Raw genomic sequence first — 21,459 nt, forward strand, 5'->3', positions numbered from 1 at the left:
AATCAATGCTTATTCGTAAAAGCGTTGATGGGCGTCAAATTTAAAAGAATTAACTTAACTAATACATGTGATGCGTTGTAGGTGTCACCACTGTAAATAGGAATTATCATGCCAGTAATTACTCTCCCTGACGGCAGTCAGCGTATTTTTGAAAACCCGGTTACCACTTTAGAAGTTGCTCAGGACATCGGCCCAGGCCTTGCGAAGGCGACTATTGCCGGTCGTGTAAACGGCGTGCGAGTGGATGCATGCGACCTGATTGAACAGGACGCGCAGCTTGAGATCATCACCGCAAAAGATGAAGATGGCTTAGAGATCATTCGTCACTCGTGTGCGCACTTGATTGGCCACGCCGTTAAGCAGCTTTTCCCTGAAGCCAAAATGGCGATCGGTCCGACCATTGACAATGGTTTCTACTATGACATCGACATGGAGCACTCGCTGACTCAGGAAGACCTCGATGCCATCGAAAAGCGCATGCTTGAACTTGCTAAAACTAACTATGACGTTGTTAAAAAGAAAGTAAGCTGGCAAGAGGCACGCGATGCGTTCGAAGCGCGTGGCGAAACCTACAAGATGGAGATCCTGGATGAAAACATCGACAAAGATGACCGTCCAGGCCTTTACCACCACGAAGAATATGTGGACATGTGTCGTGGTCCGCACGTGCCAAACATGAAATTCTGCCAACACTTCAAAATTATGAAAGTGGCTGGCGCATACTGGCGTGGTAATGCAGAAAATAAAATGCTGCAGCGTATCTATGGTACTGCGTGGGCAGATAAGAAGCAACTTAAGGCTTACCTGAAGCGTCTGGAAGAAGCAGAGAAACGCGATCACCGTAAAATAGGTAAAGCGCTTGATCTTTGGCACTGGCAGGAAGAAGCGCCGGGCATGGTTTTCTGGCATAACGACGGCTGGAGCATCTACCGTGAGCTTGAAGACTTCGTGCGCGAGAAGCTACGTGAATATGCTTACGAAGAAGTTAAAGGCCCGCTGATGATGGACCGTGGTCTGTGGGAAAAATCAGGCCACTGGGACAAGTACGCTGATGCGATGTTCACCACAGAGTCTGAGAAGCGTGAATATGCGATTAAGCCGATGAACTGTCCGGGACATGTGCAAATTTTCAATCAGGGCTTGAAGTCGTACCGCGACTTGCCTCTGCGTATGGCTGAATTTGGTTGTTGTCACCGTAACGAGCCTTCGGGAGCACTGCACGGTCTGATGCGTGTGCGTGGCTTTACTCAGGATGACGCCCATATTTTCTGTACAGAAGAGCAGATCATGGATGAAGTATCCGCTTGTATTAATATGATCTATGATACATATTCAACATTCGGCTTTGAAAAGATTGTCGTAAAACTGTCTACACGCCCTGAAAAGCGTATCGGCGACGACGAAATGTGGGACAAAGCAGAAGAAGCGCTGGCGGATGCACTTAAAGCGAACAACATCGAGTTCGATTATCTGCCAGGCGAGGGCGCGTTTTATGGTCCTAAGATCGAGTTTACTTTGTACGACTGTCTTGAGCGTGCTTGGCAATGTGGCACAGTACAGCTAGACTTTGCTTTGCCGGGCCGCTTAGGCGCGACATATGTAGCAGAAAACAATGAACGTAAAACACCAGTGATGATCCACCGTGCTGTGTTGGGTTCACTGGAGCGTTTCATTGGTATTCTGACTGAAGAGTATGCGGGTTTATTCCCAACCTGGCTTGCGCCTAAGCAAGTAGTGATCATGAATATCACCGATAAACAGGCGGACTATGTGCAAGAAGTTGTACAAAAACTGAATAAACTTGGAATAAGAGCCGGTGCTGACTTGAGAAATGAAAAGATTGGCTTTAAAATCCGCGAGCATACTTTAAAACGTATCCCGTATCTCCTTGTTGTTGGAGACAAAGAAGTTGAACAACAAGAAGTTGCGGTAAGAACACGCAAAGGTGAAGACCTGGGCAAGTTCTCTGTTGATGACTTTATTGCTAAGATCAGCGAAGAAATCAAAGACAGACGTTAAATTAACAAACCTGTGCGAAAAGCTTATCAACTAACATAAAACGCTTTTCGCACAATATATTTTTGACTTTTTGGAGGAACGTACCATTAGAGGCGGCAAAAAAGGGCAAACTACTGCTCAGAAAAATCGTATCAATGAAGAAATCACAGCGAAAGAAGTTCGCTTAATTGACGCTGAAGGCGAACAGGCAGGCGTAGTTTCAATTAGAGAAGCACGAGCGCTTGCGGAAGAAGCCGGCCTGGACCTGGTTGAGATCAGTCCGAATGCAGAGCCACCAGTCTGTAAAGTAATGGACTACGGTAAGTTCCTTTTTGAAAAAGCAAAACTACAAAAAGAACAAAAGAAAAAGCAAAAACAGATTCAGGTTAAAGAAATCAAATTCCGTCCTGGCACGGACGAAGGCGATTATCAGGTCAAACTGCGTAACCTTCGCAAATTCCTTGAAGCGGGCGACAAAGCGAAAATCACCATTCGTTTCCGCGGCCGTGAAATGGCCCACCAGGAAATTGCCATTGAAATGCTTAATCGTTTGAAAGCCGACTTGGAAGAGGTAGCTCAGGTTGAGTCATTCCCGAACCGGGTTGAAGGCCGTCAAATGATTATGATGATGGCGCCTGTTGCGAAAAAGTCTTAATCAAGGCATAATACGCGCCGATTTAACGATCGACAGAATTTAACTCAGGTTTCAAGTGCGTACGCCACCTGAGTTAACCGGTACCTAAGTAAAGGTCATTTAGTGGCTTTTCACCGGAATTAGGGTGCATACCAGGCCAATAAAGTGATGTTTATCATCCGCCTGCTTGCATAATGTTAACGCAATATCATTTGGAGTTATTGCAATGTCTTATAAACTAAAGACACACAGAGGTGCTGCTAAGCGCTTCAAAAAGACTGCTTCTGGCGGTTTCAAGCGTAAACAGTCGCATCTTCGTCACATTCTGACTAAGAAATCTTCTAAGCGTAAGCTTCACCTACGTAATAAGACTATGGTTCATAAGAATGACCTGGGTCTTATCAATCGTATGTTACCATTCGCTTAATAGAGGATATCAGAAATGGCAAGAGTTAAACGCGGTGTTATCGCACGTGCACGTCACAAAAAAGTATTAAAGCAGGCTAAAGGTTACTATGGAGCACGTTCACGTGTTTATCGCGTAGCTTTCCAGGCAGTAACTAAAGCAGGTCAATACGCTTACCGTGACCGTCGCGCTAAGAAACGTACTTTCCGTCAACTATGGATCGCACGTATCAACGCTGCAGCACGTCAAAACGGCCTTTCTTACAGCCGTTTCATCAATGGCCTTAAAAAGTCATCTGTTGAAATCGATCGTAAGATCCTAGCTGATATCGCAGTATACGACCAAGTAGCTTTCGCAGCACTAGTTGCTAAAGCAAAAGAAGGTCTTGCAGCTTAATTCTCTTAAGCTAAGCGATTGAAAAGAAAAGGAGCCATTGGCTCCTTTTTTTGATCCTGCTAGCCATAAACAGAGTGATGTAAATTTGTTCAATTAAGAGTTCTGTTTACTCCTTAAAATTGAAAACACATTAAGTGAACTTGGTAATACCAATTTGCTTAATTAAGTTGTTTATTTTGAGGCGAGAAAATAGGGTCGATTAAACTGCTCTCGCGTCCTGCTATCGCTGAGACACCTATATCCATGCAGGCGAGGCAAAAATTGGCGAACTAATGCCTTGGACAAAGGTTCTAAATGAGGGATTTTTAACACCGATAGTGTCATATTTGCTCCTTCAAATTGACTAAGTAAAATTGGTATAAACAATCACCTATTTTTTAGTAACACCTTGTCCAGCCAGGCCGAGCTGAGCAGGCGTTTTAGGTATCCCATCAGGTACGTCGGGAAGGTCACATAATATCTGGGCTTTGCGCGTTTCGCGGTGAGAGCATGTAAGAGTTTTTCATAAACGGCTTCAGGCCCCAGCGTGAATTTTTGTGGTGCAGATTGTGCGTTCAAACGCGCTAACTGAGCCTCATATTCGGCTTTGTGTGCGCTGCCACCTATTTCAATATGTTGCTCAAATGCACTGCGCGCGTTGCGACGAAACTCAGATAGGATAGGGCCAGGTTCTATCAGACTCACCTGGATATTTGACCCACATAACTCCATTCTGAGTGTGTCAGTTAAGCCTTCCAGAGCGAATTTACTGGCGTTGTAAGCGCCTCGATAGGGCAAAGCTACCAACCCCAGAACCGAAGAGTTTTGGATTACTCGGCTGTCACCGCCGTGCTTTCTCATATGTGCAACCGCCAGGCATGTTAGTGTATGCCAGCCAAATAAATTTGTTTCAAACTGAGTACGCAGCACGTCAGTAGGAAGATCCTCGACTGCGCCTGGCTGACCATAGGCACCATTGTTGAATAGCGCGTCTAACTGACCATCACATAATGCGACGGCTTCATCAAACCCCTTTTTGATAGAAGATTCATCAGCCAGATCTAAAATGATGCAAGGGATCCCGCTGGCTTCAAAGCGCGCTAAGTGTTGAGGATTGCGCACCGATGCGACGACACGAAACCCTGCACTATGAAGTGTTTGGGCGCAGTAAAAGCCGATCCCAGTGGAGCATCCGGTTATTAAAATCGATTTTGTCATGTGTTTATCCATGTTTTTTCGCTTAGCCAAAAGCCAGCTCGCGATTAACTGTGAATTTTTGTAGAATCACCGCACATTGTAAGTTGTTAATTTAAATATTGATATAATCATCATATCGATAGATAGAAATAAAGATTGTTTATGAATTTAGGCATTGTTTTGCTAAGTGCAACAGTAAATCTGAATAGTCATTTACCACCGCTTCAAGACTGGCAAGGTAAAAGTGTTAGTCTTATGCAAGAGCAAGGACCGCTTACCACAGATTTTGAACTGAGCAAGGGCTTAGAAAGCCCTGATTATGCAAAAACGATGGCATTTGTAGACCGTTTGGTTGCCGCCAATCCAACCCAGTTTAAAGCGGTAAAGATAGGCCAGAGTGATGCCGGCCGAGATATAAAAATGCTGGTCGCCTCGCAAGTTAATCAGTTCAGTCCTGCGATGTTAAAAAATAATAACAAGCCGACTTTACTTATTCAGGCGGGGATCCATGCCGGCGAAATAGATGGCAAAGATGCCATGTTTATGTTGTTGAGAGATATTGCTACAGGTAAACGTCGTGATATTTTGAACAAGGTCAATATTCTGTTTATTCCCATCCTTAACGTAGATGGGCATGAAAGGCGCAGTGTCTACAACCGTATTAATCAGCGCGGGCCGAAGGAAATGGGTTACCGTACTAACGGGCTGAACTTAAACTTAAATCGCGACTATACCAAGCTAGACACGCCAGGCGTTCGTGCTGTGATGAATGTCATTAATCAGTATCAACCCGCGATGTATTTAGATTTGCATGTAACGGATGGCGCTGATTATCAGTATGATATTACCTATGGGTTTAATCCGAGCTTTGCCAGTGAATCTCCTGCAGTTGCAAAAGTGTTGGAGCAGCACTTTACGCCAATGATTGACGAAAAGTTGCGTCAGCAAGGTCATGAGCCAGGGCCTCTGGTGTTTGTGATGGATAAGCGGGACTTCAAAAAAGGTCTTGCTGGTTGGGTTGCCAGTCCGCGTTTTTCTAATGGCTGGGCAGACATCAAGGCTTTACCGAGTATTTTGTTGGAAAATCACTCTCTGAAACCCTACAAACAGCGTGTACTGGGGACTTACGTATTTATCGACGGTGTGATAGATGCGTTGACAGAGCATCAACAGGCACTTGCTAAGGCTGTCGAGACCGAGAAACACTTTGTCCCTGATGAACTGGTAGTAGAGCGTGGTTACAGTGAAAAGCCAGACTTAATCTCTTTTAAGGGGGTCACTTACAAACGTTTTGAAAGTGCCTTGTCCGGTCAAATGGAGGCAAAGTATCTTGGGGAGCCTAAGCTTTATGAGCAACTACCTGTATACTGGCAGAAAGTAGAGAAACGTAAGGTCAAAGTGCCGAGTGCATTTTATATCCCACCAGCTTATGCAGGCACGGTCGAAAAACTCAAATTGCATGGTATTGCTGTAGAGCAGTTGACTACAGATGTTCTGGCAGACGAGTTGGTGCAACTTTCTATAAAGTCATACGAATTTGCTAAATTGCCATTTGAAGGTCGCTTTCGTGTTAGCGCCCAGTTCGAACAACAGGCCGTATCGTCCACTTTGAACCTTTCTGGGTGGTATAAAGTGTCTACACAGCAGGCGGGTGGGGAACTTGCAACGCATTTATTGCACCCTGATGCGCCAGATTCATTGTTTGCCTGGGGCGACTTCCCTGGTTTATTCCAGCGTACTGAGTACGTTGAAAATTATGCACTTGAACCTTTTGCTCGGAAAATGTTAAAAGACAACCCTGCTATGGCACTGGCGTTTGATAAAAAAATCAGTGAGGATAAGTCCTTTGCGAGCGATCCCAAAGCGAGAATGGAGTGGCTCTACAAGCGTACGCCTTATTATGACCAAGCCTACCTCAAGTATCCGATCCTCATGTCCTTTAAGGAAAAGTAGATGCAGGTAATGACTATACCCGTAACACCATTTATGCAAAATTGCCGTATCATATGTTGTCCAACCACAGGTAAGTGTGCAGTGGTTGACCCGGGAGGCGATGTTGATAAAATATTGTCTGTTATAGAGGAACGTACTCTCAATGTTGAAATGATTTTGCTTACCCATGGACATTTAGATCATGTTGGTGCCAGCGAAACGCTCTCAAACGTATTGGGGGTTGAAATTGTCGGACCACAGCGCGATGATAAGTTTTGGTTTGACGCACTACCTATGCAGGCGCAGATGTTTGGTTTTGCACCACAAGCGGCGTTTTTTCCAGTACGTTGGCTTGAGCATGGTGAATGCGTTGAACTTGGCCAGCTAAAACTAGAAGTTCGCCATTGTCCCGGACACACACCGGGACATGTCGTGTTTTATGAGCCGCAAAGTGCATCTGTGCTGGTCGGAGATGTTTTATTTAAAGGCTCTGTAGGTAGAACGGACTTCCCGAAAGGGGATGCCGCGATATTAAAGCAGTCAATAGAAACTCAGTTATTCACATTGCCAGAGGCGACGCGGGTAATGAGTGGCCACGGGGAAGACACTTCGATTGGTCATGAACAGCGCCATAATCCTTTTATGAGCGGACGGTTTGGCTGATAATTGAATCTATCAGCACTGTATTCATTTAACTAATTAAAAATTAAGAAAAATATGTCATTAAATCAGGTTGATCGTCAAATATTAGCGCTGCTACAGCAAGATGCAAGTTTATCTACGGCAGAGATTGCCGACAAGGTCGGATTGTCGCAGTCACCTTGCTGGCGCCGAATCGCCAAACTGGAGCAGGATGGATACATCAAAGGTAAAGTTGCTTTACTCGATGAGAAACAGCTTGGTTTTGATATGCTCGTTTATGCTCATGTAAAGTTGTCTAATCATGGCCGCAATAACCTTTCTGAGTTTGAAAAGCTGATCATGAGTTACGATGAAGTAACAGAATGCTATACCATGGCTGGTACTATGGATTTTATGCTACGCATTATTTCTCGTGGCATAGAAGGATATGAGCAATTTGTCAGAGATAATTTGCTGAACCTGGAGTACGTTCAGGAAGTACACTCAAACGTCACCATGACGTGTGTTAAGCGGACCACAGCCCTGCCAATCTGATTGTCATACATCAGACCTGAAACTCAACTATAATGTATCTCATTTGTTAAAAGCGCTGGATTTTGCTAGGATCCAGCGCTTTTCTGTCGTAGTAATAATCTTGGGGATTTAAATGTTTAATCTAATAGGCAAAGCGCCCAGCTCTGCTAAGAACGACATACTGTCAGGATTGACCGTCGCTCTGGCGTTGGTACCTGAAGCTGTCGCATTTGCGTTTGTCGCACATGTCGACCCATTAGTTGGCTTATACGCTGCATTTATCGTGGGTTTAATCACCTCTATTTTTGGTGGTCGTCCGGGCATGATTTCTGGTGCAACCGGTGCGCTTGCTGTGGTCATGGTCAGCCTGGTGATTGAGCATGGTGTCGAATACCTGTTTGCAACCGTACTGCTTATGGGGGTTTTACAGATACTTGCTGGTGTGTTTAAGCTTGGTAAATTTATTCGCATGGTACCGCACCCTGTGATGCTGGGTTTCGTAAATGGCCTGGCCATAGTGATCTTCTTGGCTCAACTCGGCCAATTTAAGATTATGGATGAGTCTGGCACATTACAATGGATGCAAGGGCAGCAACTTTACATCATGGCAGGTCTGGTTGCGCTGACGATGGCTATCATCCATTTTCTGCCAAAACTAACAACCGCAGTGCCTTCAAGTCTCGCCGCTATTTTAGTGGTTACAGGCTTGGTGATTGGGCTTGATCTGGATACACGTAACGTACTGGATTATCTCAAAGATATGAGTGGTAATGTGAATGCAACGATTGCCGGTGGCTTCCCTGAGTTTCATATTCCTCAGGTTCCCTGGACCTGGGAAACCTTTACGATTATTTTCCCTTATGCGCTTATCCTTGCGGCAATTGGCCTGATTGAGTCATTGTTAACACTGACCCTGATTGATGAAATCACGGAAACGCGTGGCCACTCAAATAAGGAGTGTATAGGTCAGGGCGCAGCAAATATGACCTGCGGTGTATTTGGTGCTATGGGCGGATGTGCGATGATTGGTCAGTCTATGATCAACATTAATTCAGGTGGTCGAAGCCGCCTTTCTGGTATTACTGCTGCTGTCTTGTTACTTGCCTTTATTCTGTTTGCGGCAAGTTTAATTGAAATGATCCCACTGGCGGCATTGGTCGGTGTAATGTTTATGGTTGTACTGGGCACGTTTGAATGGTCAAGCTTCCGCCTGATGAAGCGCATCCCGAAAAGTGATGCGTTTGTAATTGTCCTTGTTTCCGGTGTCACCGTGGTGACTGACCTTGCTATTGCAGTATGCGTTGGTGTGATTGTTTCGGCACTCGTGTTCGCCTGGGAGCATGCAAAGCATATTTACACCAGCAACTACATTGATGAGCAGGGCTCAAAAGTCTACGAGCTGCATGGTCCACTGTTCTTTGGCTCCGTTAAAAACTTTGCTGAATTGTTTGATGTCGCGAACGACCCAGTGGATGTGATCATCGAGTTCAAGCACAGCCGCGTTGCTGACCACAGTGCAATTGAAGCGATAGATGCACTTGCAGAGAAATATACTAAGGCAGGTAAAAAGTTACACTTACGTCACTTAAGCCAGGATTGTCAGCAGTTGCTGGCAAAAGCGGCAGATCTGGTGGAAGTGAATGTGATTGAAGATCCAAAATATAAAGTTGCGTCAGACAAATTAGCGTAACCCGATTTAAAGAAGCCCCTCACGAGGGGCTTCTCATTTCTTTGGTCGGCCTAATCACGCTTCAGTGTCTCGACGGGGCGACTTCGCACAGCATTAAAGGCCACCATCTGGACTGTGATTCCCGCCAGTGCCAAGCAGACAAACGAGCAAATGGCAAATACATCAACAGGTAATACAATTCGGTAGACATATTGATTGAGCCAGTCGATGAGCAGGATAAACGCTATAGGTAACGCGAGCAGGATTGCAAATAGTACCAGCACGCAAAAGCGCAATTGGAATAACCCATAAATTTGCCAGTTTTGCGCGCCCATAATCTGGCGTATTGCTATTTCTTTCAAGCTTTGTAACAAGGTAAACGAAGCCACCGCGTACAAGCCAGTAACTGACATAACCATTGCGATGAGTGTAAATAGCCCCAGTAATTGCAGGTGCTGTGCCTGATTGTGATATTGTGCGTCGAATAAACTTGCCAGCCACTCATACTTAAATGCTTTGCTGCTGTCTAATGCAAGCCAGGTCTGCTCCAGCTGTTGCAGCACATCTGGATTAAACCCTGCTTTCAATCTGATTGCGATCCATCTAAGTGCCAGATCTTCGGGTTTCTCAGACAAAACATAAACCATAGGCGGAACATGCTGACTCGCATCAACGTGATGTGTATCTTCCACTACACCGATAACCTGATGACGATGCAACCCTTCGTTAACACTGCCAAGTGTCAAATAGCGACCTATGACGTCATTGGGGTCAGCATTCAATCTGGCCGCCAATGTTGCATTGATTATCAGATTCCCGCGAGTATTCGCTGTATTCTGTTCATTTTCAAAGTAAGGATCCCCTGGAGACTGGCGTTGAAAAACTCTGCCACTCAGAAGCTTAATACCCATTGTCCTGAAGTAGTCATAACTAACCGGATTATTACCGACCCATATCTCATTATCTGGTGCTTCATGAGTTCGCACAATTGCTGATGTACGCGTTGCTTTCGTTGGGATCGTGTGTGACATGCTCAGGGAGACAACATCGCCAAACCTTGATACCTGGCGCTTGAAATCCGGATAAACCGCCGAACCACGGTTGATGATGAGGACATTTTCTCTGTCATAGCCTTGCGTCATTGTACTAAGGTGATGCATCTGAAGACTGACCACTATGCTGGCGATCAGCAGCAGCGTGGCTATGGTAAATTGTATGATCATGAGTATACGCCGAAAGAGTATCCCTCCTTTACCTGCATCTATCACTCCCTTAAGTACCAAAGCTGCGTTCATGCGGCTAAGGAATAGAGCTGGATAGCCTCCCGCAAGAAGTGTAACGCAAAGCAAGGTAAGAATCAGTGTAAGAACCAATTCGAAGGTAAGGGAAAGCGAGATTTGTGACCCCATCAATTGATTAAAAGCGTCTAACAGCATCGCGGTCAAAGCGAGTGCCGCGCCAAGGGCAAATAGCGTGATAAATAAAGATTCAATCAGATAGTGCAAAGCTAACTGATTTGGGCTTGCGCCTAGTGCTTTTTTTACTCCTACTTCTCTGGCACGTCGCAACGAAGCAGCGGTGGCCAAATTGGTGAAGTTTATACAGGCCAGAACTAACAACATAAAAGATATCAGCACAAAGGTGTCGACCATTTCACGACTGCCCGGTGGGATAAGGCTGCGAGTCGCTGTAGCGTTTAGATAGACATCCAGTAGGGGTTCGAACATGATTCGGTAGCGCTTATAAGACGATAACCCTTCAACGCGTTGCTGATAATAGTCACTGACATTTGCAGTCAGTGACGGTATTACAGTTGCTTGCGTGATTTTTGCAAATGTGATGGTCGCGTTGAAATTCCACAATGTTTGCCAGCGTTCATTTGGCAACTGCTGAAAATAGTTCTGGATCGGCAGAACTACCTCATTCGGGATGGTGGATGGGGCCGCTGAGTATTTTATTACTGCGGATACCTGATAGGGTTTACCGTTAATGTTGAGCTGTTCACCAATCACCTGAGTGCTGCGCGAAAAGTACTTCAGCGCTTGTGCTTCGTGTATGACCACTTTATCAGGAGCCAGCAGTGCCGTGTGAACATCTCCTTCAATCAGGGTGTAGTCAAAGAATGAGAAAAAGTTCTCGTCAACGAATAGCGCACGCTCAGCAAATACACCAGACCCATTCCTGATAGATATGGTACTGACTGAAATGCGAGTTGCCTCAGTGACTTCCGGGAAGTTACTGGTAAGCTCTTCGGCGAGCCGAAGAGGAGTGAGCGTTTGGGGACGATTGTCATCTCTAATCAGGTTAATTCGGTAGATATTCTCTGCATTTTTGAAGTGCGCATTAAAGTTGTGTTGATGGGAGACGTACAGTTGGATCAACATAAAACAGGTCAGGCCGATGATTAAACTGAGTAACTGAATGACCGTGGTGCGTTTGCTGCGCAACATATTGCGCCATGTCATGGTGAACAAAAGGCTAATCACTTAATACCTCCAGCTTGTTCACTGTACGCTGAGCAGAAACCGGGCTGTCTTGCTGTATTTTGCCGTCCATAAGTCGAATAACCCGAGTGCCATATTGAACTTGCTCCTGAGCGTGCGTCACCATAACGATGGTTGTGCCCATCATGTTGAGCTGGCGAAGTATTTCCATCACTTGTGTTGAGTTTTGGGAATCCAGGTTACCTGTCGGTTCATCGGCCAGGATCAAATCAGGTTGAGTGACTATCGCACGTGCTATCGCAACCCGTTGTTGCTGCCCTCCTGAGAGCTTTGCCGGCAAGTGAGTGCGACGGTGGGCGATGTCCAGGCGGTGAAGGACCTCTTCGACACGAGCGGTTCGTTGTGCTTTGTTGAACTGCTGATAATGTAATGGCAGTGCAATATTCTGCTCTACAGTAAGCTCGTCTATTAGGTTGAAATTCTGAAAAATAAACCCAATGTGTTTTTTCCTCAATTGTGCCTTTATTGATGAAGATGCGGTGGCAAGCTCAGTGCCATTAAACACAAAGCTGCCTTCATCGATGTCATCCAGCATGCCCAGAATATTGAGCAAAGATGACTTACCACAGCCTGACGGCCCCAAAATTGAGATAAATTCGCCATGGCTGACCGACAGCGAGAGCTTGTCCAGGGCGACGGTTTCAATATGTTCCGCAATAAACGAGCGGCTGACATTATTTAGTTTGATCATGTTTGTTCTACCTTACGGGATAAGAGAAAGGTGCTCTGCGTCGGCAAAGCGGTTGTATGAAGACGTGATCAGTCGCTCATTGACGCTGATGCCTGATACGACCTCCACTTGAGTGGGGTTCCGGCGTCCCAGGGTGATTTTGCGCTTGTGTGCACTACGCCCATCTTCACTTACTACAAACGCCCAGGCGCCAGCTGTGGACTGTATAAATGCGCCACTATCAACGACCAGCTGAGTCGTCTCGGAACTCAGGTTTAACTCCAGTGGTAAACTCTGTCCTAGCCTCAATGTGGGCAGTTCATTGGGGCTTTGGACATGAAAGTCGACTCTAAATCGGCCATTTTCTATACCCGGGTAAATTCTGGCCATGGTGAGCGTAATCGTTGTTTGTCCGAGCTTCATCGCGGCGGTGTGCGCCATTGAGATCTGGTCTATATAGAATTCATCAATGTGGGCACTGATTTTGAATTTGTCTATCAAATCGACTTGACCAAGTCGCTCACCAGGCGCTTTAGATTCACCAATCCGGGCGTTCATAAATGTCAGTTGCCCATTGAGAGGGGCACGGATAGTAAGCATGTCCAGACTGGATTGCGATATCTTGAGGTTAGATTGCAAGGTAGCAATACTTTGAGAAAGCTGGGTGAGCTGTTGTTGCTGTAATAATGCTTCTTTTTGCTGGCTTTGTTTTACCGTTTCACGGTATGTCATTTGAAAGTTAAGCTCATCTCTGAGTATCTCGACTGTTCGTTGTGGCACTAAGGCTTGTTCATATAGCTGTTGTTGACGTGCTAACTCTTTTTCCAGTTTGAGAATGGCAAAATCGAGCTCGATGATGTCACGTGCTAACGCGAGCTGGTTTTGCTCAACGGCCAGACGCGTGTTGCGCATGTCGTTAATCTGCTCTGATACTTCTGCTTCGCGAGCCAACACCCTGAGCTGCAGATCTGTGTTGCTGAGCTTGAGCAGTGCCTGACCCTTACGAACCTGCTCACCCTCCCGGACGTACAAGGCCTCTACGCGTCCGCCATCAATTGCATCTATAAAGATGGTATCTTGTGGCTCAACAACACCGCGTAACGGCAGGTAGTGGGTAAAGCTGGCGCGATGTGCGGTACTGAATTCAAGTGTGTTCTGACTGATGTCATAGGTCTTCCCCGACGTCTGAAAGTGGCTACTGAACACCTGAATGCTTGTGGCTAAGGCCCCGATGAATGCAATGACAAGCGACGTAATCACGGCGCGTCGTCTGCTTAACAATTTGGGTTGGATGGGTTTATCCATACTGGCTCCTGATCCTGTGAATGAAAACGCAGACCAGTATTGTTAAACTGCAAAAGGGAGTCAGGAACAAACCAGGAAAAGGTGTGACGGCAGACGGAAAAGTGATGACCACAACAAGTGGTCACGACTAAAAGCAGTAAAATTAACAACTTAGATTGAGGTGAGATACAGAGACTGTATCAGCTTGAGAAAATGCTTTACTGTATATCGAGTGTTCTCATGACATCTGCGGTAGTGCGTTGCAGGCGTGTATAGATTATTCCGTGTACTGAGAGTTGATAATCTGCATTATCAATCTGTTTTGGCCAGGTGATTTTATCCGTGGGTGTTATTGAGAGGTGTGCATGACTTTGGTCGTCCTTCAGACAATGTAAGCCATTTATTCCACGTTGCAGAGTAAGCCGCCGGTCAGGCAGGTGAGTTGTACAATACAGTGGTAACGCAGAGGTCTCTTCACTTGATACTACGTGCTTGAATACCTGACCTGTTTGACGGTGTATCAGGTAAAAAGCGTCATCGTGTTTGCTGTAGATCCCACCCATAAACTCGGGGAAAATAAGCTCGGATTCATGCGTTGTCAGATCGAAACGTATTAGCTGCCAGCGATTGTTTCTGGTGGTGGAAAATAGCAATTGATTGTCAGAATGCCAGCTGACGCCTCTGACCGCCATATCGGTGACTAACAGAGCGGTCGTTTCCTGTGTTGTGATATTTGTGAGGAGAAGCTGATTGTCAGCCAGACTGAGCAACTGACTTCCATCGGGAGAAAATGCGAGCTGGTAAAATCGATAAGAAGTTTTGCCTGAGGTCAATGGGACAGGCTCCGCCAGCGGCTGCGTGGTATCACCCAGATACACCTGTGCGTGTGTTGAGCGCTTTGAGACAAAGGCATAATGTGATGACGTATTTGCTATTGTCGGCAGGTAGTCCATGACCGACGAGTTTGCCAGGGGGAGTGTTTGATTGTCTGTACTGCGTTGCAAATAGATATCTCGGTCCAGGAGGTAAGACACAAAGGTAAAGTCTGTGCCATTGTTTATTCTGGCGGGATGTTTTACGCGCGCTGTATTGCTAACAACGGTTGCCAATTTATCACCTTGCACAGTACTTTGCCACAACTCATAAGCCGGGTGTGGGGCAGGGTGGATCAAACTTTGGCTGTCATGATGCCAGATGGCTGAGCGCATCTGATAGTCAAGTTGTGCGGTTTGGATGAGCTTTGACGAGGATAGCTCGAGCGTGTAAATACGTGTCTTTGGGCCAAACTCACTGTTTAACATTACCAACGAACGACCGTCCGGTGACAGGTCAAAGGCATAATTGCCACGGCCATTTGTTATAGGTTGGTTCACTATCGACTTTTGTTTTTGTGCCAAATCAATCTGGAATATTTGATAGCCGAATTCTTCAGATGTGCGGTCATTGAAATAGAGATTTTTCCCGTCTTTTGAAAAAGCCAGAGCGGGCCTGCTTTCGCGTCCACAATTGCTGAGTTTCTGCCACTGTGACTGCGTGAGCAAAGTCTCCACACGAGCCAGATAAATGGCACATGTTTGCGGGGTATGCATAACAAATGCAAGTTGCTCACTATCAGGTGACCAACTTGGTCGGCTAAACCGCGCAAGCGGGATTGATAGCTGCTGCCGGGAATGTGTACTGACATTTTCGACGATGAGCGCATTCAATTGCTTCGTTTTTTTGACATAAGCAAGAGATTTGAGATCCGGCGACATGCTGGGGTATAGCTCTTCACCCTGTGCGCGCGTATAGGGTTTGACTTGCTTGTTTATACTCAGTTCTGGCGAAGGATAAGGATTGTACAAATACACCCCTGCCGTTAAAGAGGCTGCAGCAGACAAGGCAACAACAGATAAAATGGGCCGCCGAATTCGGACTTCGCTCAAAGGAGATTGGCGTTTAATTGCATTTGCACTGTGGTAACTTTGTGTTTGTATGGGCACCTGATCTGTTTCGTGAAATGCGGTGATCATGCGATATCCCTTGCGCGGCACGGTCAAAATAAAATTGGGGGATTTGGGATCGTCGCCCAGTGCTTTGCGCACCTTGACCAGGGTTCGGCTAATGGCATTGTCTGTTACTAGTGTGCCTTGCCACACTGAATCCATTAGTTCATCTTTGCTGATCACGCGCTGTTGATTGCACGCCAGGTAGCAGAGCAAATCGAATACCTTTGGTGCCAGCGTCACTGAGACACCATCACGGATCAGTATCTGGTTATGGGTATCTATGATTAGGTTTTCAAATCTCAGGTATCTCAAAATAGGCTCCTGCCTGGCACACAATGGTATTATTGTTATCTTTGTACACGCCAACCTATGAGTTGGAATATTTAGATAGTACGCTAGTTTATAGGCTGACGTAAATCCGGGTACTTTCATTCTCCTCAATTGTGTAGTTTTAACCCTTTAAAATATAAAGAAATAAAATCCTGGTCACAGTGGAGTCACAGACTCGTCCTGAGAATTCCTGAATAAATCAGCGTTAATTCATGTGTCATTGAGTACGAGCCGATAAGGTCAGCAGACACTAAACCCAAATAAGGACTTTTATGATGTATAGATTCCATCGTGCTCATTTTCAGGTATTAGTTAAAATGCTTGTTTTGTTTGCCTTGATTATGACTTCTTCTATGCCCGCTTTATCTGCTGACGCGCGCAAAGGTAAAATTCTTTTTGTTATCTCCGGGGATAAGCATGGCTTTTGGCTACCTGAAGTTGTGGGTCCATACCGGGTGTTGTACGACGCAGGGTTCGAGGTCGACCTTGTCAGCAGTACCGGTAAGCCAGGATACCCCAGAGGGCGACTGGCAGAGGCACAAAGACGTTGGCTGGATAATTCGCCTCTTAAGCAACAGCTTAGTGAACCAAATGACATCGAAACACGCGATAGTCGTGACTATCTTGCTGTTTACTACGCAGGCGGGGCTGGACCAATGTTTGATCTGACGGCACATCCCTCAGCAAAGAAGCTTACAGAAGCCATATATAAAGCGGGTGGTATAATTGCTGCGGATTGTCACGGCACTGTCGCCTTATTGAACTTACAGGATGAAAGTGGTCACCGGTTGATCTTAAACAAGCGGATTACCGGCAAAGCGAACAGCGAAGAAGGGTGGTTTGCTCGCACACATTATCCATTTTTGATTGAAGATGAGGCAACAAGGCTTGGCGCTATATTTGTTGCTGCTAAAAAAGGTCAGGTGAATGTTGTTGTCGATGGTCAGTTTGTCACAGGACAGAATCCGGTGTCAGCAATACCTATGGCTGAGGCACTATTGCTTGCCTTGCAGCACTAAGCAGATGAAACTCCTCGCGTAACAGCGCATAGCTGTATTCATCTACCCAGCTCCCCTTGAAATGGAGGCTTTTTACATAATGGGCTTCACGTCGAAAATATAGTGCCTCCAATAACTTTTGAGCAGGTAGGTTTCGGGTATCAATGAGTGCGCTCACGCGGTGAATGTCGTATTTCGAAAACAAATGGGGCAGTAATAACCGAAGTGCATGTCTGGCTACTCCTTTACGCTGTGATTCAGGCGCCAGCGTAAAACCAATCTCAACCTGCTGTTGTGGCAAGAAGTGGAGTGCCAGGTCGCCAAGTAGCTCTTGTGACATGCGCCGGACGATTGCAATTTGAAACCACAGCCCGGGCTCTGTGAATCGGTAGTAGTCCATCGCCTGGAAAAGCGCACTGGCATCTTTCAGCGTATAGTTCTCGTCCCAGCTCTGAAATCGGGCCACTTCTGGGTCAGCTCTGTATCGGACAAACTCTTTGAGATCTGGCTCTTCAAAAGGCCGAAGTAGTAGTTTGTCATCAGCGCATAGTATATCCATATACGTCCCCAGGTTGCTTCTGTTTTGAAATTTATACCACATATTTTGGCATCACTAATAATGTGATGGCTCTGAAAACACGGTGAAGGATCAGCTCCGAAGGGCGATATTGCTTTATAGAGTCATTTGTTGTCTGATGTTAATGTATCTGACCTATCGGAATTTGTTTGTGTTTGTGCTTGCTTATCCATAACCCGAGTAATGGTATCGAACAGCGCCTGCATATCAATCGGTTTCGCGACAAAATCGTCAAACCCGAGTGACAGATACCGGCTGACATCCTCAGGGAGCACATTCGCTGTGATGGCTATCAGAGGTTTGTTAAATTCGGTATTTTTAACTTGTTGGCAAACCTCTATACCATCCATTACTGGCATTTGAATATCAACAAAAAACAAGTCGGGCTGTGATTCATTGAAACAATCCATGGCCAACTGACCGTTGTTGGCCAGGGTAATGTTGGCGTGGGTCTTTTTCATCATTGCAGCAAATATTTGTTGATTAATCAGGTTGTCCTCTGCCAGTAAAACATTAACGCCGCGCAAATCAGGGGTTTCCGGTTTAGCTTCAGTGGATAAGTGTTGTGATGTCGGCTTGGCACTTAGCAGAGGCAGATTAACGCTAAACTGGCTACCTTCACCCGCCATACTACTGACAGCAACTTCACCCTGCATAAGTTCGACCAGTTGTTTGACTATTGCCAGTCCGAGCCCTGATCCCCCGTATTTGCGTGTGGTTGAGCTGTCAGCCTGGTGAAAGTGTTTAAACAGGCTGGCGACCTGAGTTGGCGTCATGCCAATGCCCGAATCACAAACCTCAATCATAAGCCGCTCTTTGTTTCCCTGCACGTTCAACGTTACCTGACCTTGTTCGGTAAATTTAATCGCATTTGACAACAAATTACGCAATATTTGTTTAAGCCGCAGGGGGTCTGCAAGCCTGACTGATAGTTGTGGTTTTAGCTCCGTGGTTAGTTCTAGCTGGACTTGTTTATCACGTGCTAGATGTTGGTATTCCTGAATCACTTCCCGACACAGCTTTACTATGTCCACCGCAAGCACTTCAAGGTTAAGCTTACCAGCCTCCATTTTTGAAAAGTCGAGTATGTCATTAACCAGGGCAAGCAGGGTCTGTGAGGAGGTGTAGCCTTGCTCTACGAGCGAGTGTTCTTCTTGCTCATGATTGTGTTGTCTTAGTAGCTGGAACACCCCCAGAATCGCGTTCATGGGCGTGCGGATCTCATGGCTCATAGTAGCCAGAAACTGCGCTTTAGCCAGCTCTGATTGCTCGGCGCGTACCTTCTCCTGTTTTAGCTGTGTCACTTGAGTATTGACGGTACTCACCAGTTCGTTAAGCGTCTTTTGTAGTGTTTTGAGCTCTTCGTATTCCAGGTTAGCATTATTTTGTTGATAATTGCCTGAAGTCAGTGATGTGCAGTATTTTTCAAGCTGCTTCATCGGGCTTGTTACCTTACGGCTCACATAGGCCAGATACCAAAAGAGTATGATTAATACACCCAATGCAAGTAGTGCGCTTCTGATAATGGCGTAGAGGATCTCACGAGTATATGCGCTGTGCTGGTGAGACAGTGAGAGAGATAAGCTTAACCCGTCATTACTGCGCTCATAAATCGGATGTGTTGCGTTAAAGCCTCCTTCAAACTCTTGGCCTTCACGAAACCACATTTGTTGATCTGAAAAGACAGTCAAAGATTCATAATCTGCCAGCTCAATGGCAAGCTGGCTTACATCAAGTTCGAAAAACAGTACGCTGGTATAGCGAAAGGGGTCGATGAGAGAAGGCAAGGTTTGGCGTAGTGGCACGGCAATGAATAAGGTTCCTCCGTTTGTATCGGTAATTCCAAGCTCTTTATTGCTGATGAGTAGTTTACGTACCATCAATTCTCGTGAATTTTCATTGATCACTGAGTTGGCGTGCTCCAGGACGGAGGGCGTAGCCCAGTGCAGGGTGTAAAGCGGGTAACCTTCGACTATATAGGGCGAACCGTCACTGATCATCACACTTTTTACCAGAGGGGATGTGTAGACCAGATCGCGCATTTCTTTGAGCGCATATTGCGTATATAAAAGATTGAGAGGCAGTTCTGCCAGGATCCGGTGATCACTGTAATGAGCAACCTGAAAAGTAAACTCGGCGAGCCTGTTTTTAATATCTAAAGACAGACTCGTCACGCGTTGTACGACCGTGTCTGCGGCAATTTTATTGGCTTGGGTCCAGGCGCTGTAAGCAAAGTGAGCAAGGGCAATGGTCAGCAGGGCCAAAACCATTGCGCCCACTTTAAGCTGTAATTCACTGACCAGGCTTTTTTTCTTGCTCATAGCTAATCGACTTCTCGACAATATGTTGCATAAAATGGGCAGCCTGATGCTCGTCAAGTACGCCAGCCAGATGGCGTGTCAGGCCCTTTAACATCGCCTCCCAGATAAAGGCCATCTGAGCTTCGTTAGGCATAGGCTGAGCATGCTCCAGGGTAGATATAAGCGCTTCTACTTGTACTATTCCTTGTATTTTCAGCATTTCAAGCGCGCGCCTGTCGACAGGTAGCGCATTAATGGAAGACCATAAATTAGTTTGTACAGGCAGAGATTGCAAAAATTCAGACAGAGTTTTGAGTTCGGCTCTTTTGCTGCCAGATAGAGCGTTGTCGGGAAATGCCATAACGTGGGATGAAAAGTACGAACGCATCGGTTCTCCGCGTAGACGGGGTAATTGCGCGACACCCAATTTATCACTGAAATGTTTAGAGAAACGTTGAAACATCCAGGAACCATTGATGGTGTAGGCAACTTCACCGGCTAAAAATTGATTTACGGTGCACTCGTAGTCGCACTCTACATCCAGCCAGGCTTCTTCTTTTAGAGACTTATACCAGCGCAGGGCGTTTACCATAGCGGGTGTATCTAAATGGACGTTTCCTTTTAAAATCAGTGATGTTCCGAAAGTGCCTAAAAACGCACGATACCAGTACATTTCGTAATAGTTCCAATTGATTTTAAGCGCCAGTTTCTGTTGTTGCTCGCGTAGTTGCTGCCAACTTTGGGCAGGCTCACTGACGAGTGCGCGGTTATAATACAGCATCAGATGGTTGCCAAACACAATAGGTACGCCTAGCGTAGTGCCATTGGCTTTGATGTTCGTGCGAACTTGGTCTATTAAATACGTTGATAGCCAGTCATCAGGTACTTCGGACAAGTTAAGTGCTGTCAGGCCCATATAGTCTGCTGGGACTATGATTCCGTCGGGTAGGGCGTTGTTGCTAGCCCTCAACAGTAGCTCAGATTTTAACGAGTTGTTCTCGAATTCAACGACCTTTACCTTAATACCGGTTGCTCTGGTGAACTCTGTAAACAAAGGATTGAAGTCATAGTTTTCCAGACCAATGGCAATGGTCAATGGTTGAGGAGGTGGCTTCTTGGCATGTGCCATAAAGCTGCACAGGCCTGTTATCAACAAGAACAAGAACGTGATGGATAACCTGCCAAGCATGACCTTCCTTAGAATGGGATTTGCTAACTAATGTATAGCAAAATATCAGGGCAGAGCAAACTTGTGGCATAAAGTCATGCTTTAGCGTGACTTTTACGCAAGGCGAAACGAATAACTGTGCAGGCTGTTGATTTCGAATGAATTGGTACAACCGAGTGGATCCGAATCACTGACTGTTGGACCGGGTCATAGAGAGTGGTGGTGCTCTAACCAACTGAGCTATGGTTGTACTTAGAAATGGGATTTGAAGATA

General features: G+C 46.0%; 17 protein-coding genes and 1 tRNA gene. 9 read left to right on the forward strand and 9 right to left on the reverse strand.

The features are described 5' to 3' along the window. Positions 1-108: 108 nt before the first annotated feature. The 4 genes from thrS (at position 109) to rplT (ending at position 3,434) form a co-directional block, all read left to right on the forward strand. On the forward strand, positions 109-2,019 hold the full coding sequence (gene thrS / locus CWB98_RS19840) for a threonine--tRNA ligase (RefSeq protein WP_138546414.1): 1,911 nt from the start codon (positions 109-111) through the stop codon (positions 2,017-2,019). A gap of 70 nt (positions 2,020-2,089) precedes the next feature. Continuing rightward, complete coding sequence (infC, locus tag CWB98_RS19845; protein WP_138546415.1) at positions 2,090-2,653, forward strand: translation initiation factor IF-3; 564 nt, start codon at positions 2,090-2,092, stop codon at positions 2,651-2,653. A 205-nt stretch (positions 2,654-2,858) separates the two neighbouring features. Further along, positions 2,859-3,059: a 50S ribosomal protein L35 gene (gene rpmI / locus CWB98_RS19850; protein ID WP_010387195.1), complete on the forward strand. Its 201-nt coding sequence runs from the start codon at positions 2,859-2,861 to the stop codon at positions 3,057-3,059. A 15-nt stretch (positions 3,060-3,074) separates the two neighbouring features. Next, a complete protein-coding gene (gene rplT, locus CWB98_RS19855; RefSeq protein WP_010387194.1) occupies positions 3,075-3,434 on the forward strand; it encodes a 50S ribosomal protein L20 in 360 nt (119 codons plus the stop codon). A gap of 366 nt (positions 3,435-3,800) precedes the next feature. Here rplT and CWB98_RS19860 read toward each other — a convergent pair whose 3' ends face one another. Then, positions 3,801-4,631 (reverse strand): SDR family oxidoreductase, encoded by an 831-nt coding sequence (locus tag CWB98_RS19860; protein ID WP_138546416.1) that lies wholly within the window; start codon positions 4,629-4,631, stop codon positions 3,801-3,803. Between the two features lie 141 nt (positions 4,632-4,772). Between CWB98_RS19860 and CWB98_RS19865 the strand changes: the two genes are divergently transcribed. The 4 genes from CWB98_RS19865 (at position 4,773) to CWB98_RS19880 (ending at position 9,387) form a co-directional block, all read left to right on the forward strand. After that, positions 4,773-6,563: a M14 family metallopeptidase gene (locus CWB98_RS19865; protein WP_138546417.1), complete on the forward strand. Its 1,791-nt coding sequence runs from the start codon at positions 4,773-4,775 to the stop codon at positions 6,561-6,563. Continuing rightward, positions 6,564-7,205 carry an MBL fold metallo-hydrolase gene (locus tag CWB98_RS19870; protein WP_138546418.1) on the forward strand — a complete coding sequence of 214 codons (642 nt, stop codon included), beginning with the start codon at positions 6,564-6,566 and terminating at the stop codon, positions 7,203-7,205. 54 nt (positions 7,206-7,259) lie between these two features. Beyond that, positions 7,260-7,718: an Lrp/AsnC family transcriptional regulator gene (locus CWB98_RS19875; protein ID WP_046004338.1), complete on the forward strand. Its 459-nt coding sequence runs from the start codon at positions 7,260-7,262 to the stop codon at positions 7,716-7,718. 112 nt (positions 7,719-7,830) lie between these two features. Beyond that, complete coding sequence (locus CWB98_RS19880) at positions 7,831-9,387, forward strand: SulP family inorganic anion transporter (protein WP_138546419.1); 1,557 nt, start codon at positions 7,831-7,833, stop codon at positions 9,385-9,387. 50 nt (positions 9,388-9,437) lie between these two features. Here the strand turns inward: CWB98_RS19880 and CWB98_RS19885 are convergent, their stop codons facing one another. From CWB98_RS19885 to CWB98_RS19900, 4 genes are all read right to left on the reverse strand, one after another. After that, complete coding sequence (locus CWB98_RS19885) at positions 9,438-11,852, reverse strand: ABC transporter permease (RefSeq protein WP_138546420.1); 2,415 nt, start codon at positions 11,850-11,852, stop codon at positions 9,438-9,440. Beyond that, positions 11,845-12,561: an ABC transporter ATP-binding protein gene (locus tag CWB98_RS19890; protein WP_138546421.1), complete on the reverse strand. Its 717-nt coding sequence runs from the start codon at positions 12,559-12,561 to the stop codon at positions 11,845-11,847. Before CWB98_RS19890 ends, CWB98_RS19885 begins: the two co-directional genes overlap by 8 nt. A gap of 12 nt (positions 12,562-12,573) precedes the next feature. Continuing rightward, the gene (locus CWB98_RS19895) at positions 12,574-13,845 is read right to left on the reverse strand and encodes an efflux RND transporter periplasmic adaptor subunit (protein WP_138546422.1); all 1,272 of its coding nucleotides are present in this window, start codon (positions 13,843-13,845) and stop codon (positions 12,574-12,576) included. Positions 13,846-14,042: 197 nt separating this feature from the next. Next, the gene (locus CWB98_RS19900) at positions 14,043-16,124 is read right to left on the reverse strand and encodes a winged helix-turn-helix domain-containing protein (protein WP_171045706.1); all 2,082 of its coding nucleotides are present in this window, start codon (positions 16,122-16,124) and stop codon (positions 14,043-14,045) included. A gap of 290 nt (positions 16,125-16,414) precedes the next feature. Between CWB98_RS19900 and CWB98_RS19905 the strand changes: the two genes are divergently transcribed. Then, complete coding sequence (locus CWB98_RS19905) at positions 16,415-17,161, forward strand: type 1 glutamine amidotransferase domain-containing protein (protein WP_138546424.1); 747 nt, start codon at positions 16,415-16,417, stop codon at positions 17,159-17,161. Here CWB98_RS19905 and CWB98_RS19910 read toward each other — a convergent pair. From CWB98_RS19910 to CWB98_RS19925, 4 genes are all read right to left on the reverse strand, one after another. Beyond that, positions 17,124-17,699: a GNAT family N-acetyltransferase gene (locus CWB98_RS19910; protein WP_138546425.1), complete on the reverse strand. Its 576-nt coding sequence runs from the start codon at positions 17,697-17,699 to the stop codon at positions 17,124-17,126. The two genes, CWB98_RS19905 and CWB98_RS19910, sit on opposite strands and share 38 nt — an antisense overlap. 122 nt (positions 17,700-17,821) lie before the next feature. Continuing rightward, positions 17,822-20,038 carry an ATP-binding protein gene (locus CWB98_RS19915; RefSeq protein WP_138546426.1) on the reverse strand — a complete coding sequence of 739 codons (2,217 nt, stop codon included), beginning with the start codon at positions 20,036-20,038 and terminating at the stop codon, positions 17,822-17,824. Next, the gene (locus tag CWB98_RS19920) at positions 20,010-21,206 is read right to left on the reverse strand and encodes a sugar ABC transporter substrate-binding protein (RefSeq protein WP_138546427.1); all 1,197 of its coding nucleotides are present in this window, start codon (positions 21,204-21,206) and stop codon (positions 20,010-20,012) included. Before CWB98_RS19920 ends, CWB98_RS19915 begins: the two co-directional genes overlap by 29 nt. A 143-nt stretch (positions 21,207-21,349) precedes the next feature. Beyond that, positions 21,350-21,435 (reverse strand) — tRNA-Glu (locus tag CWB98_RS19925). Positions 21,436-21,459 lie beyond the last annotated feature (24 nt).

Source organism: Pseudoalteromonas rubra (genome assembly GCF_005887115.1).
Classification (GTDB): domain Bacteria; phylum Pseudomonadota; class Gammaproteobacteria; order Enterobacterales; family Alteromonadaceae; genus Pseudoalteromonas; species Pseudoalteromonas rubra_F.

What these genes read in the sequence shown, in the direction of transcription:
- CWB98_RS19870 (WP_138546418.1), top strand. Translation starts at nt 6,564, where the DNA reads ATGCAGGTAATGACTATACCCGTAACACCATTTATGCAAAATTGCCGT.
- CWB98_RS19915 (WP_138546426.1), bottom strand. Translation starts at nt 20,038, where the DNA reads ATGAGCAAGAAAAAAAGCCTGGTCAGTGAATTACAGCTTAAAGTGGGC.
- CWB98_RS19865 (WP_138546417.1), top strand. Translation starts at nt 4,773, where the DNA reads ATGAATTTAGGCATTGTTTTGCTAAGTGCAACAGTAAATCTGAATAGT.
- CWB98_RS19905 (WP_138546424.1), top strand. Translation starts at nt 16,415, where the DNA reads ATGATGTATAGATTCCATCGTGCTCATTTTCAGGTATTAGTTAAAATG.
- rplT (WP_010387194.1), top strand. Translation starts at nt 3,075, where the DNA reads ATGGCAAGAGTTAAACGCGGTGTTATCGCACGTGCACGTCACAAAAAA.
- CWB98_RS19895 (WP_138546422.1), bottom strand. Translation starts at nt 13,845, where the DNA reads ATGGATAAACCCATCCAACCCAAATTGTTAAGCAGACGACGCGCCGTG.
- CWB98_RS19860 (WP_138546416.1), bottom strand. Translation starts at nt 4,631, where the DNA reads ATGACAAAATCGATTTTAATAACCGGATGCTCCACTGGGATCGGCTTT.
- CWB98_RS19875 (WP_046004338.1), top strand. Translation starts at nt 7,260, where the DNA reads ATGTCATTAAATCAGGTTGATCGTCAAATATTAGCGCTGCTACAGCAA.
- CWB98_RS19890 (WP_138546421.1), bottom strand. Translation starts at nt 12,561, where the DNA reads ATGATCAAACTAAATAATGTCAGCCGCTCGTTTATTGCGGAACATATT.
- CWB98_RS19910 (WP_138546425.1), bottom strand. Translation starts at nt 17,699, where the DNA reads ATGGATATACTATGCGCTGATGACAAACTACTACTTCGGCCTTTTGAA.
- thrS (WP_138546414.1), top strand. Translation starts at nt 109, where the DNA reads ATGCCAGTAATTACTCTCCCTGACGGCAGTCAGCGTATTTTTGAAAAC.
- CWB98_RS19920 (WP_138546427.1), bottom strand. Translation starts at nt 21,206, where the DNA reads ATGCTTGGCAGGTTATCCATCACGTTCTTGTTCTTGTTGATAACAGGC.
- rpmI (WP_010387195.1), top strand. Translation starts at nt 2,859, where the DNA reads ATGTCTTATAAACTAAAGACACACAGAGGTGCTGCTAAGCGCTTCAAA.
- CWB98_RS19880 (WP_138546419.1), top strand. Translation starts at nt 7,831, where the DNA reads ATGTTTAATCTAATAGGCAAAGCGCCCAGCTCTGCTAAGAACGACATA.